Raw genomic sequence first — 14,894 nt, 5'->3', positions numbered from 1 at the left:
AGCCAAAATGTGCCGACGACCGAACAATCGGTAGGTGAGGCGCCTCACATTGCCGCGCCTCTTTGCCGCTCCCACGAGGAGACCGCTTCCACCTGGAGGTGCCGACATGACGGTCATGGAGCAGCGGGGCGTCTACCGGCCCACCCCGCCACCCGCATGGCAGCTCAGGACCGATCCCGCGCCGCTGCTGCCCGACGCCGAGCCGTATCGCGTCCTGGGCACGGAGGCCGCCGGCAAGGCCGACGAGGAACTCCTGGCCCGGTTGTACGCCCAGCTCGTGCGCGGACGGCGGTACAACACGCAGGCGACCGCCCTGACGAAGCAGGGCCGACTCGCCGTCTACCCCTCCAGCACCGGTCAGGAGGCGTGCGAGGTGGCCGCCGCGCTGGTCCTCGAGGAGCGGGACTGGCTCTTCCCGAGCTACCGGGACACGCTCGCCGCGGTCGCCCGCGGCCTCGACCCCGTCCAGGCGCTGACCCTGCTGCGCGGCGACTGGCACACCGGGTACGACCCGCGCGAGCACCGCATAGCGCCCCTGTGCACCCCCCTCGCGACCCAGCTCCCGCATGCCGTGGGGCTCGCGCACGCCGCACGCCTCAAGGGCGACGACGTGGTCGCGCTCGCCATGGTCGGCGACGGCGGCACCAGCGAGGGCGACTTCCACGAGGCGCTGAACTTCGCGGCTGTCTGGCAGGCACCCGTCGTCTTCCTGGTGCAGAACAACGGCTTCGCGATCTCCGTGCCGCTCGACAAGCAGACGGCGGCCCCGTCCCTGGCCCACAAGGCCGTCGGGTACGGAATGCCGGGACGCCTGGTGGACGGCAACGACGCGGCGGCGATGCACGAGGTGCTGAGCGAAGCGGTCTCCCGCGCGCGGGAAGGCGGCGGGCCCACGCTCGTCGAGGCCGTGACCTACCGCATGGACGCCCACACGAACGCCGACGACGCCACGCGCTACCGCGGGGACGCCGAGGTCGAGGCCTGGCGGGCGCACGACCCGATCTTGCTCCTGGAGCGGGAGTTGACCGAGCGGGGCCTCCTCGACGAGGACCGGGTGCGGGCGGCCCGCGACGACGCCGAGGCCATGGCAGCCGATCTGCGAGAACGCATGAACCAGGACCCCGAGCTCGACCCCATGGACCTGTTCGGCCATGTGTACGCCGAGCAGACCTCGCAACTGCGCGAACAGGCAGCCCAGTTGCGGGCTGAACTCGAGGCATCGGAAGACGGCACGGACGGCACGGACGGCGAGGAGAACGCGCGATGAGTACGGTCGCGGCCGAACGGGCCACCAAGAAGGCAGCCAAACCGGCCACCATGGCGCAGGCGCTCGGGCGCGCCCTGCGCGACTCCCTGGCCGAAGACCCGGCCGTGCACGTCCTCGGGGAGGACGTCGGGGCGCTCGGCGGGGTCTTCCGGGTCACCGACGGACTCACCAAGGAGTTCGGCGAGGACCGCTGCACGGACACTCCGCTCGCCGAGGCGGGCATCCTGGGAACGGCCGTCGGCATGGCGATGTACGGGCTGCGGCCCGTCGTCGAGATGCAGTTCGACGCGTTCGCCTACCCCGCCTTCGAACAGCTCCTCTCCCATGTGGCGAAGATGCGCAACCGCACCCGGGGCGCGATGCCGCTGCCCATCACGGTCCGCGTGCCCTACGGCGGTGGCATCGGCGGAGTCGAGCACCACAGCGACTCCTCCGAGGCGTACTACATGGCGACACCGGGGCTGCATGTCGTCACGCCCGCCACGGTCGCCGACGCCTACGGCCTGCTGCGGGCCTCCATCGCCTCCGACGATCCGGTCGTCTTCCTGGAGCCCAAGCGCCTCTACTGGTCCAAGGCCGACTGGAACCCGGACGCGCCGCAGGCCGTTGAACCCATAGGCAAAGCCGTGGTGCGACGCCCCGGGCGCAGCGCCACGCTCCTCACGTACGGGCCCTCCGTCCCCGTCTGCCTTGAAGCGGCCGAGGCTGCGGTGGCCGAGGGGTGGGACCTCGAAGTGGTCGACCTGCGCTCCCTCGTCCCCTTCGACGACGAGACGGTGGCCGCCTCCGTGCGCCGGACCGGTCGCGCTGTCGTCGTGCACGAGTCGAGCGGATTCGGCGGACCGGGCGGAGAGATCGCCGCTCGCGTCACCGAGCGGTGCTTCCACCACCTGGAGGCGCCGGTCCTGCGCGTCGCCGGATTCGACATCCCGTATCCGCCGCCGATGCTGGAGCGGCATCACCTGCCGGGCGTGGACCGAATCCTGGACGCGGTCGCGCGGTTGCAGTGGGAGGCGGACAGCTGATGGCGCCCGGTCTGAACGTGAACAGCCTTGAGTTCAAGCTGCCGGATCTCGGCGAGGGGCTCACGGAGGCGGAGATCGTCCGCTGGCTCGTGCAGGTCGGCGACTTCGTCGCCGTGGACCAGCCCGTCGTCGAGGTCGAGACGGCGAAGGCGATGGTCGAGGTGCCCTGCCCGTACGAGGGCGTGGTGACGGCCCGCTTCGGCGAGGAGGGGGTGGAACTGCCGGTGGGGGCGCCCTTGTTGACGGTCGCCGTCGGCGCCGCGGCCGGAGCTTCGGACACGTCCGCCGCCCCCCAGGAGCCCGCGGAGCGGGCCCTTCAGGCGGCTGTCGCCGAGGAGTCGTCCGGCAACGTCCTGGTGGGGTACGGCACGGCGGCGGCGCCCGCGCGACGCAGGCGGGTGCGATCGGTGGGGTTCGGCACGAAGACCGCGCCGAAGCCTGCCGCGCGGCCTGCGCCGCGGACCGCCCCGCCGGAGGAGCCGTTCACGGTCCCGGGCGCCCTTCCGCGCCCCGACGGTCCGATACCGGTGATCTCACCGCTCGTACGCAAGCTGGCCCGTGAGAACGGCGTGGAGCTGCGGGAGCTGACGGGCACCGGCCCGGACGGGCTGATCATGCGGGCCGACGTGGAGAGCGCCATCGCGGCGGAGCGTACGGCCGCGGACACGGCCCCGATCACGGGTACGCCGGTGGGGCCGTCGAGCGAGGAGACGCATGGCGCGCAGGCGGGGGCGCAGGAGCGCTATCCGCTGACCGGCATCCGCGGCCTCGTCGCGGACAAGATGTCCCGCAGCAGGCGCGAGATACCGGAAGCCACCTGCTGGGTCGACGCCGACGCGACCGAACTGCTCGCGGCGCGCGCCGCGATGAACGCAGCCGTCAAGTCGGGCGCCGCGAAGGAGGGCGCAGGCCAGAAGATCTCGCTGCTCGCGCTGTTCGCCCGCATCAGCGTGGCCGCGCTGGCCCGGTATCCGATGCTCAACTCCACCGTGGACATGGAAGCGCGCGAGGTCGTCCGGCTCTCCGATGTCCACCTCGGTTTCGCCGCGCAGACCGACCGCGGTCTGGTCGTCCCGGTGGTGCGCGACGCGCACACGAGGACCACCGAATCGGTCAACGCCGAGCTGATCCGTCTGACGGAGTCGGCGAGGGACGGAAAGCTGACGCCCGGGGAACTGACGGGCGGCACGTTCACGTTGAACAACTACGGGGTGTTCGGGGTCGACGGCTCCACGCCGATCATCAATCACCCCGAGGCGGCCATGCTCGGCGTGGGCCGGATCGTGCCCAAGCCGTGGGTGCACCAAGGGGAGTTGGCGGTGCGGCACGTCGTGCAGCTCTCGCTCACCTTCGACCACCGCGTTTGCGACGGCGGCACTGCGGGCGGCTTCCTGAGGTTCGTGGCGGACTGCGTGGAGCAGCCCGCGATGCTGCTGCGGTCGGTGTGAAGAGGGGCGGGACGGCGGTGCGGGCGGCGGCGCCGTGATGTGAGTCTGCGTACAGAGGTGATGTCAGACCCCGTATGAGGGGTGGCATTGATCCTTCGTGCGCCCATACTCGGGGCATGACCGCGCAGAGGGCTCCGGGCGGCGCCGATTCCGCCGCCTCGGACGCCGCCCCGAACGATCTTCGGCATGCCGACCCGCCCGATCCTCGGCATGCCGCCCCGACCGATGCCGCGTACGCCTCACAGAATGCCTCCCCGAGAGCCGTTCCGTACGACGCCGTGGTGCTCGCGGGCGGTGGCGCGAGGCGGCTCGGCGGTGTGGACAAGCCGGGCCTGCGGGTAGGTGGCCGCGCGCTGCTCGCCCGGGTGCTCGGCGCGTGTTCCGGCGCGGGGACGACCGTGGTCGTTGCCGCGCCCCGCCCGACCGCCCGCCCCGTGGAGTGGGCGCGCGAGGAACCCGCCGGGGCGGGGCCGCTCGCCGCGCTCGACGCGGGGCTGCGGTGTACGCGGGCGGAGCACGTGGTGGTGCTCTCCGCCGATCTGCCGTTCCTGGAGGAGCGGACGGTGGGCAGTCTCCTCGCCGAGCTGCGTGAGAGCGGCGCGGACGGCGCGGTCCTGAGAGATCCCGGCGGCCGGGACCAGCCGCTGGTCGCCGCCTATCGCAGTGCCGCGCTGAGACGCGAGATCGCGCGGCTCGCCGCCGAGCACGACGGTCTGACGGGACTTCCGCTGCGGTCACTCACCGCGCGGCTCGAACTCACCCGGGTCACCGACGCGGTGGCGTCCTTCGACTGCGACACCTGGGACGACATCGCGGCCGCTCGGGCCCGCATCAGGGAGCATGGGCACGTGTTGGATGAATGGATTTCCGCAGTCAAGGACGAACTGGGCATCGAGCTCGACGTCGACACCAGCTTGCTGCTCGACCTCGCGCGCGACGCCGCACACGGCGTGGCCAGGCCTGCGGCTCCGCTGACCACCTTCCTGGTGGGGTACGCGGCGGCGCGGGCCGCGCAGGGCGGCGGACCCGAAGCCGTGGCCGACGCGGCCCGCAAGGCGGCGGCGCTGGCCACGCGATGGGCCCAGGAGGCCGACGCCGACGCGGGGCCTGCCGGTGCGCCTGCCGTGGCCCCGGAAGCGGTCCCCGGCGGAAAGCCGACCGCCACGCCCGACGCCACCCAGCAGGGCGCCCGCCCCGACACCACCCATCCCGGCGCCACCCAGCAGGGCGCCCGCCCCGGCGTCACTCACCAGGGCACCCACCCCGACGCCAAGCCCCAGGGCGCCCGCCCCGACCCGGGGCAGGGTGCCAGGGGCGACATGCGGCCGGATGCCGGATGAGTGGGCAGCCCGCGCCGGACGCCGAGCTCGACGAGGCTCTCGCCCTGGTGAACGACGACCATGACCGCAGGACCAGCAGGCGCGCCGACGCCGGTCCCGCAGGCGGCGACCCCCGAAACGCGCGAGACACCTCGGGCGGCCCCGGACACGCCACCGTGCCCCAGCCCCCCGCCGCCCCCGCGCCCACCCCCGCCGCGTCCGACCTCCGCGGCGACACCGACCCCACCGCCCAACCTCAGCACCGCGACATCACCCCCTGGCCGGCCGCCCGCACCGCTGCCGGCCGTGCCCCACGGCCGGCGTCCTCCGCGCCCGTCACCGTCCCCCTGGGGCAAGCGCTCGGCCTCGTTCTGGCCGCGCCGCTCGTCGCCCTCACCGATCTGCCCTCCTTCGACACCTCGGCGATGGACGGCTGGGTCGTCGCGGGGCCCGGTCCCTGGGATGTCCGGGCCGACGGGATTCTTGCCGGGCACGGGCGGCCCGAGCCGCTCTCCGACGGGGAAGCCGTGCGGATCGCGACCGGCGCGCGGGTCCCGCAGGAGGCCACCGCCGTCATCCGCAGCGAGCACGGCCTCACCGACGACAAGGGGCGGCTGCACCCCCGGCGCGATGTCACCCAAGGGCAGGACATCCGGCCCCGCGGCCAGGAATGCCGCTCCGGTGACCAACTCCTGCCGAGCGGCTCCCTGGTGACCCCGGCGGTGCTCGGCCTCGCTGCAGCCGCCGGGTACGACGAACTGCCCGTGGTCCCCCGGCCCAGCGCCGAAGTGCTGATCCTGGGGGACGAGTTGCTGACCCAGGGGCTCCCCCACGAGGGGCTCATCCGTGACGCGCTCGGGCCGCTGCTGCCGCCCTGGCTGCGCTCGCTGGGCGCCGACGTCATCGCCGTACGCAGGCTCGGTGATGATGCCGAGGCGCTCCACCAGGCCCTCACCACCTCCGCGGCCGACCTCATCGTCACCACCGGCGGTACCGCCTCCGGTCCGGTCGACCACGTCCACCCCATCCTGCGCCGCATCGGCGCCGAGCTCCTCGTGGACGGCGTCGCCGTCCGCCCGGGGCACCCGATGCTGCTCGCCCGCATCCGCCCCGATCAGCACCTCGTCGGCCTGCCCGGCAACCCGCTGGCCGCGGTCTCCGGCCTGCTGACCCTGGCCGAGCCCCTGCTGCGTACGCTCTCCGGGCGCCCCGCGCCGTCGCCGTACACCGCCGTGCTGCGCGAGGACGTGCATGGGCACCCGCACGACACCCGGCTCGTCCCTGTCACCCTCCGCGCCGATCACGCCGTGCCCCTGCACTACAACGGCCCGGCGATGCTGCGCGGGATCGCGGTGGCCGACGGGCTCGCGGTCGTCCCACCGGGCGGCGCGCGGCGCGGCCAGGAGCTGGAGGTCCTCGACCTCCCGTGGGCCGGTCCGGATCTGCACACCGACACGGCCGGGGAGTGTTTCACGTGAAACTGCCCGGCCATGACGCCATCGCCCGCAACCCCGACGAGCACCTCGTCACCCACCGCATCAAGCTGCCGCGCCAGATCGTCGAGCGGCCTCTGCGGCAGGTCGCCAAGCGTCTCCTCATGGCGCTCGCGGTGCTCGCCCTGACGACCTTCATCGTCTGGATCGACCGCGACGGCTACCACGACAACTCGGACAACCGGCTCGACTTCCTCGACGCCGCCTACTACTCGACCGTGACGCTCTCGACCACCGGGTACGGCGACATCGTCCCGTACAGCGACAGCGCGCGGCTCTGCAACATTCTCCTGATCACGCCCCTGCGCGTGCTCTTCCTGATCATCCTGGTCGGCACCACTCTCGAAGTGCTCACGGAACGTACGCGCGAGGAATGGCGTCTGAACCGCTGGAGGTCCAACTTGCGTGAACACACCGTCGTCGTCGGCTTCGGCACGAAGGGTCGCTCGGCGATCCAGACCGTCTGCGCGACCGGTCTGAAGCCCGAACAGATCGTGGTCGTCGACCCGAGCGCGAAGGTCGTCGACGCCGCCACAGCGGAGGGGTACGCGGGCGTCATCGGCGACGCCACGCGCAGCGATGTGCTGCTGCGTGCCGAGGTGCAGCGCGCCCGGCAGATCATCATCGCGACCCAGCGGGACGACACCGCCGTCCTGGTCACGCTCACCGCCCGGCAGATGAACCGCGGGGCGAAGATCGTGGCCGCGGTGCGCGAGGAGGAGAACGCGCCGCTGCTGCGCCAGTCCGGCGCCGACGCCGTGATCACCAGCGCCAGCGCGGCGGGACGGCTGCTCGGCCTCTCCGTGCTCAGCCCCAGCGCGGGCATGGTCATGGAGGACCTGATCCAGCAGGGCAGCGGACTCGATCTCGTCGAGCGGCCGGTGATAAAGGCCGAGGTAGGGATGGGAGTCCGCGAGACGGACGACCTCGTCGTGAGTGTCGTACGCGGACATCGGGTGCTCGGTTACGACGATCCCGCCGTCGGCAAGCTGCAGTTGATGGACCGTCTGATCACTATCGTGCGGGCGACACCGACCTCACCGATGGCGCCCGACGCCAAGTCGAATCCGCCGCGCGGAGGTCTGCGCACGTAATCGGACCGTCGGGAAAGCGCAGAGAGTAGCCTCGCCCGCATGCATGCGATCACGATCCCCGAAGCCGGCGGACCCGAAGCGCTCGTGTGGGCCGAGGTCCCCGATCCCGTACCCGGCGAGGGCGAGGTGCTGGTCGACGTCGTGGCCAGCGCCGTGAACCGCGCCGACCTGCTCCAGCGCCAGGGCTTCTACAACCCGCCACCCGGATCGTCGCCCTATCCGGGGCTCGAGTGCGCGGGCCGTGTCACCGACATCGGCCCGGGCGTCTCCGGGTGGAAGATCGGCGACGAGGTCTGCGCGCTGCTCGCCGGTGGCGGCTACGCCGAGCAGGTCGTCGTCCCCGCCGGGCAGTTGCTGCCCGTGCCCGACGGCGTCGACCTCGTCACGGCGGCCGCGCTGCCCGAGGTGACCTCGACCGTCTGGTCCAACGTCTTCATGATTTCCCACCTGCGGCCGGGCGAGACGTTCCTCGTGCACGGCGGTTCCAGCGGTATCGGCACCATGGCGATCCAGCTGGCGAAGGCCGTCGGCGCCAAGGTGGCGGTCACGGCGGGCACCAAGGAGAAGCTCGACTTCTGCGCGGAGCTGGGCGCGGACATTCTCATCAACTACCGCGAGCAGGACTTCGTCGAGGAGATCAAGAAGGCCACGGACGGCGCGGGCGCGGACGTCATCCTCGACAACATGGGCGCCAAGTACCTGGACCGGAACGTGCAGGCGCTGGCCACCAACGGCCGCCTCGCGATCATCGGCATGCAGGGCGGCGTCAAGGGCGAGCTGAACATCGCCGCACTCCTCAACAAGCGCGCTGCCGTCACCGCGACGTCGCTGCGGGGCCGCCCCGCAGAGGAGAAGGCGACCATCGTCGCCGCCGTACGCGAGCATGTGTGGCCGCTGATCGCCACCGGTCACGTACGCCCGATCGTCGACCAGACCGTGCCGATGAGTGACGCGGCGACCGCCCACCGCGTCCTGGAGGAGAGCAACCACATCGGGAAGGTGCTGCTCGTGCGCTGAGCGCGCCGCTGGACGGCCGGGATGACCGGTGAGCACTCGAGATGCCGGACAAGCGTCACCATGTGACGCTTGCTCCAGCTTCAGTGATCTCTCCGACCCGGAAACGGGAGGGAGCCGGCGCGGTGACTCCATGGCTTCGCCCCTTGATGATCCTGACGGTGCTGATGGCCGTCTCCCCTGTCTCCCTCTCGTACGCGGTCGAGCCCTCTCCCGGCGGGACCCGGGCCGGCAGCGTCTCCGGTGAGGGCCGTGCCAGGCCCGGCCGGGACGAACCCCCGCCGTCGGCGGCGGCGTCCGAGCCGCCCCGCAGGCCACCGCCACGGATTCCCACGCCCGCCGCCACCCCGGCCCCCGAGGTGTGGCCCCAGGGCCGGGCGACCACCGCGTCCGACGTCACCCGCCGGACGGCCGCCGAACCCGTCGTACCCACCCTTCGCGTCCTGCCGCTCGGCAGCGGCCTGGTCCTCATCGGCCTCGGTCTCGGGTTCTTCGCCGTACGGCTGCGCCGCGGCTGACACGGGCGGGCTGACACAGATGGGCTGACACGTACGGACCCTTCGTACACGGTGGATCAGTGGCAAATGGGGGCACCACCGATGTGTGATGTACGGGTGCGAGAGAATGGCGGCATGGAGATGCCGAGGAACGAAAGGTCGCCCGAGAGCCCGCAGGTCCTGGTCGTGGGCCAGGACGGAATGGCACTCGGCGGCGGCGGAGACGACGAATCCCGCGAGGTCCCGGTGACGGACATGGTCGAACAGCCGGCGAAGGTCATGCGCATCGGCAGCATGATCAAGCAGTTGCTCGAGGAGGTGCGGGCGGCACCTCTCGACGAGGCGAGCCGAGTGCGCCTCAAGGAGATCCACGCCAGTTCGGTCAAGGAGCTCGAGGACGGTCTCGCCCCCGAGCTCGTCGAGGAACTGGAGCGGCTCTCCCTCCCCTTCACCGACGACGGAGTACCCAGCGACGCCGAACTGCGCATCGCGCAGGCCCAGCTGGTGGGCTGGCTCGAGGGGCTCTTCCACGGGATCCAGACGGCCCTCTTCGCGCAGCAGATGGCGGCGCGGGCGCAGCTCGAATCGATGCGGCGCGCGTTGCCGCCCGGTGTGGGCGGCGGCGAGGAGGAAGAGGACGGCGGCATCGCGGGACGGACCGGAGGGCCCTACCTCTAGGCGGTGGCAGGACAGGACTACGTGAAGGGCCCGGTCACGAGGTGACCGGGCCCTTCACGTTCAAGTGCGCCAAAGATCAGGCCGGGTTGCCCGTGGAGATGGTGAACTCGATGTTCACGTCGTCCGGGTCGACGTCGGAGCCTTCCTTGGGGGACTGCATCATGACCGTGTCCTCCCCATAGGTGTTCTCGTCGATCGTGCGCTTGTCGAACTGCCAGCCGGCCGCCTGCAGGCACTTCTGCACCGAGCGCCAGTCCCTGAACGTGAAGTCAGGGACCTTGATCTTGTTCTCGTCGTTGTACGCCGTGTCGGGTTCCGTGCACTCTTCGGTCTCGATTGTCTTCGACCGGTCAGGACCCCGGTGACCCGCGACGGGCGCGGCCGACTCCTTGCCCTTGTCGCCCTTGCCGTCGTCGTCGCCCCCGCTCATCGACATCGCCGTGATCAGACCGCCGATGGCGAGCAGCGCGACGACGATCGAGCCGACGATCACCGGCATGTTCCGCTTGCCGCCGCCCGAGCCCGAGCCGGAGCCCTGCACCGAGGTCTGCGACTGCTGCGGCGAGAGCGTGTACGGGGGCGGGGTCTGCGCGCCCTGCGGGGCGTACGCGTTGGTGGGCGCCGGGGTCGGGTAGCCGCCCTGCTGCGGGTAGCCGTAGCCCGGGGTGACGGGGCCGGGGGCCGGGGTGGGCGAGCCGTACGGACCCGACTGGGGACCCGTTTGGTACGGCGTCTGGACGCCGCCCTGCTGCGGGAGCGAGGAGTCGACCGGCGGGAAGACCGCGGCGCCGACGCCCGCGCCGCTCGCGGTCTGGGCGCCCGGCACGATGCTCGGCGCGGCCGCCTGCAGGGACTGGGCGACGCGCAGGCACTCGTCGCGCATCGCCTCGGCCGTGGGGAAGCGCTCGTTCGGGTTCTTCTTCAGCGCGCGGGCGACGATCGCGTCCACCGCGGGCGGCAGCGAGCGGTTGATCGAGGACGGAGCGACGGGCTCCTCCTGGACGTGCGCATACGCTATGGCCAGCGGCGAGTCCGCCTCGAAGGGCAGCCGTCCGGTGGTCAGCTGGAACAGCATGATGCCGACGGAGTAGAGGTCGGACCGGGCGTCCACGCCGCGGCCGAGCGCCTGCTCCGGGGAGAGGTACTGGGGGGTGCCGACGACCATGCCGGTCTGCGTCATGGAGGTGACGCCGGACTGCATGGCGCGGGCGATGCCGAAGTCCATGACCTTGACGACGTTGCGCTTCGTCATCATCACGTTGCCGGGCTTGATGTCGCGGTGGACCAGGCCCATCTCGTGGCTGATCTCGAGGGCGGCGAGCACATCGGCGGTGATCTTCAGCGCCTGGTCGGTCGGCATCGCGCCGAACTGGGTGACGGACGCGTCGAGCACGGAGCCGAGCGGCTTGCCCTCCACGTACTCCATGACGATGTACGGCATCGTCGCGCCGTCCAGCTCGTCCTCGCCGGTGTCGAAGACCGAGACGATGTTCGTGTGCGTGAGCTTGGCCACCGACTGGGCCTCGCGGCGGAAGCGCTCGCGGAAGGACTGTTCGCGGCCGAGCTCGGTGTGAAGCGTCTTGATCGCGACTTGACGGTCGAGCACGGAGTCGTACGCCAGGTGAACGGAGGCCATGCCGCCTTCACCGAGAAGATCGCGCAGCTGGTACCGGCCGCCGGCCAGCGAGCGCCCCGCATACCGTCCCTGTGCGCCGTCCTGGCTGCTCATGTCGTGCGTCCCCCATCGGCGCGGTGTGCCGGACGGCTCCGCGATCGGTGATCGATTCCCGCTATTCCTGGCCAAGTCTGCCCGAGGGCACCGACACGTCAAGCTCGATGCCCGTTCCGTGACCGTACGCGCAAGAAGCGTCTCGGAAGCGTTACAAGTTTGCGCGCGGGGGCACTCGGCGGGTTTGATGTCCGGTCCACCTCGAACCGCCGTGCCGCCCGAAGGCTGTAGCGTGGCCCGGCGGGGTTCCCCCGGTACCACCGAGCACCACGACCAGAAACGACGGCGAGGACTGATGGCACAGACGCAGCGCGCTCAGGGCCCGTCCGACCCCGAGGCGACTGGCGGCGGTATGTCAGATGCGCCGGAGTTGTGGGGCAACGGCGGGCTTGTAGGGGATGGCCGGTATCGGCTCACCCACAGACTCGGCCGGGGCGGCATGGCCGAGGTCTTCGCGGCCGAGGACGTACGGCTCGGTCGTACGGTGGCCGTCAAGCTGCTCCGCTCCGACCTCGCCGAGGACCCGGTCTCCAAGGCCCGCTTCACGCGCGAGGCCCAGTCGGTGGCGGGGCTCAACCACCACGCCGTGGTGGCGGTCTACGACTCCGGTGAGGACGTCGTCGGGCCGAGCGTCGTCCCGTACATCGTCATGGAGATCGTCGAGGGCCGGACGATCCGCGATCTGCTGCTCAACGCGGAGGCGCCGGGTCCCGAGCAGGCCCTGATCATCGTCTCCGGGGTGCTCGAGGCGCTCGCGTACTCGCACCAGCACGGCATCGTGCACCGTGACATCAAGCCCGCGAACGTGATCATCACCAACACCGGCGCGGTCAAGGTGATGGACTTCGGCATCGCCCGTGCGCTGCACGGCGCCCAGTCGACGATGACCCAGACCGGCATGGTCATGGGCACGCCCCAGTACCTCTCCCCTGAGCAGGCGCTCGGCAAGGCCGTCGACCACCGTTCCGACCTGTACGCGACCGGCTGTCTGCTCTACGAACTCCTCGCGCTGCGGCCCCCGTTCACCGGTGAGACGCCGCTCTCCGTCGTGTACCAGCACGTCCAGGACATCCCGGTCCCGCCGTCCGAGACCTCGGACGCCGCGCCGCCGGAGCTCGACGGCCTCGTGATGCGTTCGCTCGCCAAGGACCCGGACGACCGGTTCCAGACGGCCGAGGAGATGCGTGGCCTGGTCCAGTACGGGCTGCAGATGCTGCACGAGCAGGGCAGCCACACCGGGACCTGGAACACCGGCCCGGTCGATGTCGCGGGCATGCACGAGGGCGGCAGCACCCCGGCGATGGGCGTCGCGGGCGCCGCCGCGATGCAGCACCCGGGCGACTCCGGCACCGCGCAGATCCCGGGCGCCATGCTGCGTCCGCCGGGCGGCGACGACGGCGGCTTCGAGGGCGGTCACCGCGACGGCAAGGGCGGCGGCCGGGGCAAGGTGTGGATCCTCGTCGTGCTCGCGATCATCGCGATCGCCGTGGGTGTCGCGTTCGCGCTGTCGGCGGCCGACAACAAGACGAAGGACAAGGAGACGCCGACCAAGGCGCCGACGAAGCAGTCGGAGTCCAAGAAGCCGAGCAAGAGCGCGGACGAGGAGACCTCGGACGAGACCGCGACGCCCGGCGACGGGTCGGGCGGTCAGGGCGACTGGACGCCCGAGCAGCCGAACACCACCGGCCCGACGGCTCCCACTACGCCCACCGAGAGCCAGCCGACGGACGAGCCGACGGAGCCGACGGACGAGCCCACCGAGCCGACGGACGACCCGACGACGCCGACCGGGGAGCCCAGCGATCCGGACACCGAGGACCCGCCGGTGACGAACGGCGGCACCGGCGAGGTCGCCGGCGGCAACGAGGGCGACGGCTGAACCGGGCCGCACGGCCCGTAGACGAGACGCACGCGCGCGTGGAGCCCCGAAAGGGCACCACGCGCGCGTGCTCGTTTTCTGCCCGCTCTACCTGGCGGGTGCGCTCGTCGAGAAGCTGCGCCGGGGCTCCTGCCGCCGGCCGCCGTGCAGGGTGTGCACCGTGGCCACCTGCGGCTCTATGCGCATGTAGACCGGGTCGTAGAGCTCACCGTCCACGTAATGCGGGCCGGGGCCGAAGAGTTCCAGTTCGGCGGTGGTCGGCTCGATGGCCTCGCACAGGCCGACGAACTGCACGGTCCACTGACCCGTGCGCGCGGTCTCGGCGCTGAGGTTGTCCGCCCCGTAGGCGATGACGCTGCCGATGCAGGCCTCGTGGTAGCCGTATCCCTTGTGCATCCGCAGCAGAATCCGCCCGTCCGCGACGACGTGGCGGGCCGCGGCGAGGAAGGGGAGCGCGCGCATGCTGGTCGCGACCCGGCCGTAGTCGGTGCGGCCGAGCAGTTCGAAGGCGAGCCGTTCGTCCTGTTCATGGGCGTCGGAGGGCATGCGTCCACCCTCTGGCACCGGCGGGGGGCCGGGGAAGGGGATCCCGGCCCTGTGCGACGGGGACGTAAGTCCCGTTTCCGGTCACGAATTGTCACGCATCGTGACGGAAAGCGTCAGTGCCGCTGTTCCGCCCGCATTCAGTGCTGCTGTTCCGCCTGCATTCGGGCCACGTACGCGGCTGCCTGGGAGCGGCGCTCCATGCCGAGCTTCGAGAGCAGACTGGAGACGTAATTCTTGATCGTCTTTTCGGCGAGGTGCAGCCGTTCGCCGATCACCCGGTTGGTCAGACCCTCGCCGATCAGGTCCAGGATCTTCCGCTCCTGGTCCGTGAGGTTCGACAGACGATCGTCGCCCTTGGGAGTGTTTCCGTCACGCAGCCGTTCCAGTACGCGGGCCGTGGCGACAGGGTCGAGCAGGGACTTTCCGGCTGCCACATCACGTACGGCGGAGAGGAGTTCATTGCCGCGAATGGCCTTCAGGACATAGCCGGAAGCACCCGCCATGATCGCGTCGAAGAGGGCCTCGTCGTCCGCGAACGAGGTGAGCATCAGGCATTTGATGTCCTCGTTCCGGGAACGGATCTCGCGGCATACCTCCACGCCGCTGCCGTCCGGAAGGCGCACGTCGAGAACGGCCACGTCCGGGCGTGTCGCCGGGATCCTGACCAGGGCGTCCGCCGCTGTTCCGGCCTCTCCGACGACCTCGATGTCGGACTCCACGGAGAGCAGCTCATGGACTCCCCGCCGCACCACTTCATGGTCGTCGAGGAGAAATACCGTAATTTTTCCGTCATCGCGCACGGAGTCAGTCTCACACACGATCTCTCCCGCTGCCTGGGCTGAACCCTTCCCGTGCGCGGGGTGGCCGGGATAACGTGCCGGTGTTCCGGCCCCCTGCCAGGCTGT

General features: G+C 71.2%; 12 protein-coding genes and 1 pseudogene. 10 read left to right on the top strand and 3 right to left on the bottom strand.

Translation table 11 applies throughout. The features are described 5' to 3' along the window. The first annotated feature begins 106 nt into the window (after window positions 1–106). From pdhA to ACWFRU_RS38125, 9 genes and pseudogenes are all read left to right on the top strand, one after another. A complete protein-coding gene (pdhA, locus tag ACWFRU_RS38165; protein ID WP_453692748.1) occupies window positions 107–1,267 on the top strand; it encodes a pyruvate dehydrogenase (acetyl-transferring) E1 component subunit alpha in 1,161 nt (386 codons plus the stop codon). Further along, window positions 1,264–2,292: an alpha-ketoacid dehydrogenase subunit beta gene (locus ACWFRU_RS38160; protein WP_453692746.1), complete on the top strand. Its 1,029-nt coding sequence runs from the start codon at window positions 1,264–1,266 to the stop codon at window positions 2,290–2,292. The genes pdhA and ACWFRU_RS38160 overlap by 4 nt, the downstream gene beginning before the upstream one ends. Continuing rightward, a complete protein-coding gene (locus ACWFRU_RS38155) occupies window positions 2,292–3,740 on the top strand; it encodes a dihydrolipoamide acetyltransferase family protein (RefSeq protein ID WP_453692744.1) in 1,449 nt (482 codons plus the stop codon). The genes ACWFRU_RS38160 and ACWFRU_RS38155 overlap by 1 nt, the downstream gene beginning before the upstream one ends. Window positions 3,741–3,856: 116 nt before the next feature. Beyond that, window positions 3,857–4,891 (top strand): annotated as a pseudogene (locus tag ACWFRU_RS38150) (NTP transferase domain-containing protein); the annotation flags it as partial. A 185-nt stretch (window positions 4,892–5,076) separates the two neighbouring features. Then, window positions 5,077–6,537 (top strand): molybdopterin molybdotransferase MoeA, encoded by a 1,461-nt coding sequence (locus tag ACWFRU_RS38145; protein WP_453692742.1) that lies wholly within the window; start codon window positions 5,077–5,079, stop codon window positions 6,535–6,537. Next, window positions 6,525–7,646 carry a potassium channel family protein gene (locus ACWFRU_RS38140; protein ID WP_453451378.1) on the top strand — a complete coding sequence of 374 codons (1,122 nt, stop codon included), beginning with the start codon at window positions 6,525–6,527 and terminating at the stop codon, window positions 7,644–7,646. The genes ACWFRU_RS38145 and ACWFRU_RS38140 overlap by 13 nt, the downstream gene beginning before the upstream one ends. 39 nt (window positions 7,647–7,685) lie before the next feature. Beyond that, window positions 7,686–8,663: an NAD(P)H-quinone oxidoreductase gene (locus tag ACWFRU_RS38135; RefSeq protein WP_453692740.1), complete on the top strand. Its 978-nt coding sequence runs from the start codon at window positions 7,686–7,688 to the stop codon at window positions 8,661–8,663. A gap of 122 nt (window positions 8,664–8,785) precedes the next feature. Further along, complete coding sequence (locus tag ACWFRU_RS38130; RefSeq protein WP_453692738.1) at window positions 8,786–9,178, top strand: hypothetical protein; 393 nt, start codon at window positions 8,786–8,788, stop codon at window positions 9,176–9,178. A gap of 114 nt (window positions 9,179–9,292) precedes the next feature. Beyond that, window positions 9,293–9,835, top strand: coding sequence for a bacterial proteasome activator family protein (locus ACWFRU_RS38125; RefSeq protein ID WP_249588835.1), 543 nt, complete (start codon window positions 9,293–9,295; stop codon window positions 9,833–9,835). Window positions 9,836–9,911: 76 nt separating this feature from the next. Here the strand turns inward: ACWFRU_RS38125 and ACWFRU_RS38120 are convergent, their stop codons facing one another. Then, window positions 9,912–11,564: a protein kinase domain-containing protein gene (locus tag ACWFRU_RS38120; RefSeq protein ID WP_453692736.1), complete on the bottom strand. Its 1,653-nt coding sequence runs from the start codon at window positions 11,562–11,564 to the stop codon at window positions 9,912–9,914. Between the two features lie 295 nt (window positions 11,565–11,859). Between ACWFRU_RS38120 and ACWFRU_RS38115 the strand changes: the two genes are divergently transcribed. Next, entirely contained in the window at window positions 11,860–13,443 is a 1,584-nt protein-coding gene (locus ACWFRU_RS38115) for a protein kinase domain-containing protein (protein ID WP_453692734.1), read from the top strand. Between the two features lie 87 nt (window positions 13,444–13,530). On the opposite strand, the gene ACWFRU_RS38110 is transcribed toward ACWFRU_RS38115, so the two are convergent. Then, window positions 13,531–13,989: a pyridoxamine 5'-phosphate oxidase family protein gene (locus ACWFRU_RS38110; protein WP_453692732.1), complete on the bottom strand. Its 459-nt coding sequence runs from the start codon at window positions 13,987–13,989 to the stop codon at window positions 13,531–13,533. 137 nt (window positions 13,990–14,126) lie between these two features. After that, window positions 14,127–14,789, bottom strand: a complete 663-nt coding sequence (locus tag ACWFRU_RS38105) for a response regulator (RefSeq protein WP_453692730.1) — start codon at window positions 14,787–14,789, stop codon at window positions 14,127–14,129. Window positions 14,790–14,894: the final 105 nt, after the last annotated feature.

Source organism: Streptomyces sp. NPDC055099, from assembly GCF_053607685.1.
The sequence above is the reverse complement of the archived record's forward strand: the minus strand, read 5'-3'. Positions and strand labels throughout refer to the sequence as shown.

What these genes read in the sequence shown, in the direction of transcription:
- ACWFRU_RS38120 (WP_453692736.1), bottom strand. Translation starts at nt 11,564, where the DNA reads ATGAGCAGCCAGGACGGCGCACAGGGACGGTATGCGGGGCGCTCGCTG.
- ACWFRU_RS38160 (WP_453692746.1), top strand. Translation starts at nt 1,264, where the DNA reads ATGAGTACGGTCGCGGCCGAACGGGCCACCAAGAAGGCAGCCAAACCG.
- ACWFRU_RS38145 (WP_453692742.1), top strand. Translation starts at nt 5,077, where the DNA reads ATGAGTGGGCAGCCCGCGCCGGACGCCGAGCTCGACGAGGCTCTCGCC.
- ACWFRU_RS38155 (WP_453692744.1), top strand. Translation starts at nt 2,292, where the DNA reads ATGGCGCCCGGTCTGAACGTGAACAGCCTTGAGTTCAAGCTGCCGGAT.
- ACWFRU_RS38125 (WP_249588835.1), top strand. Translation starts at nt 9,293, where the DNA reads ATGGAGATGCCGAGGAACGAAAGGTCGCCCGAGAGCCCGCAGGTCCTG.
- ACWFRU_RS38115 (WP_453692734.1), top strand. Translation starts at nt 11,860, where the DNA reads ATGGCACAGACGCAGCGCGCTCAGGGCCCGTCCGACCCCGAGGCGACT.
- ACWFRU_RS38135 (WP_453692740.1), top strand. Translation starts at nt 7,686, where the DNA reads ATGCATGCGATCACGATCCCCGAAGCCGGCGGACCCGAAGCGCTCGTG.
- pdhA (WP_453692748.1), top strand. Translation starts at nt 107, where the DNA reads ATGACGGTCATGGAGCAGCGGGGCGTCTACCGGCCCACCCCGCCACCC.
- ACWFRU_RS38110 (WP_453692732.1), bottom strand. Translation starts at nt 13,989, where the DNA reads ATGCCCTCCGACGCCCATGAACAGGACGAACGGCTCGCCTTCGAACTG.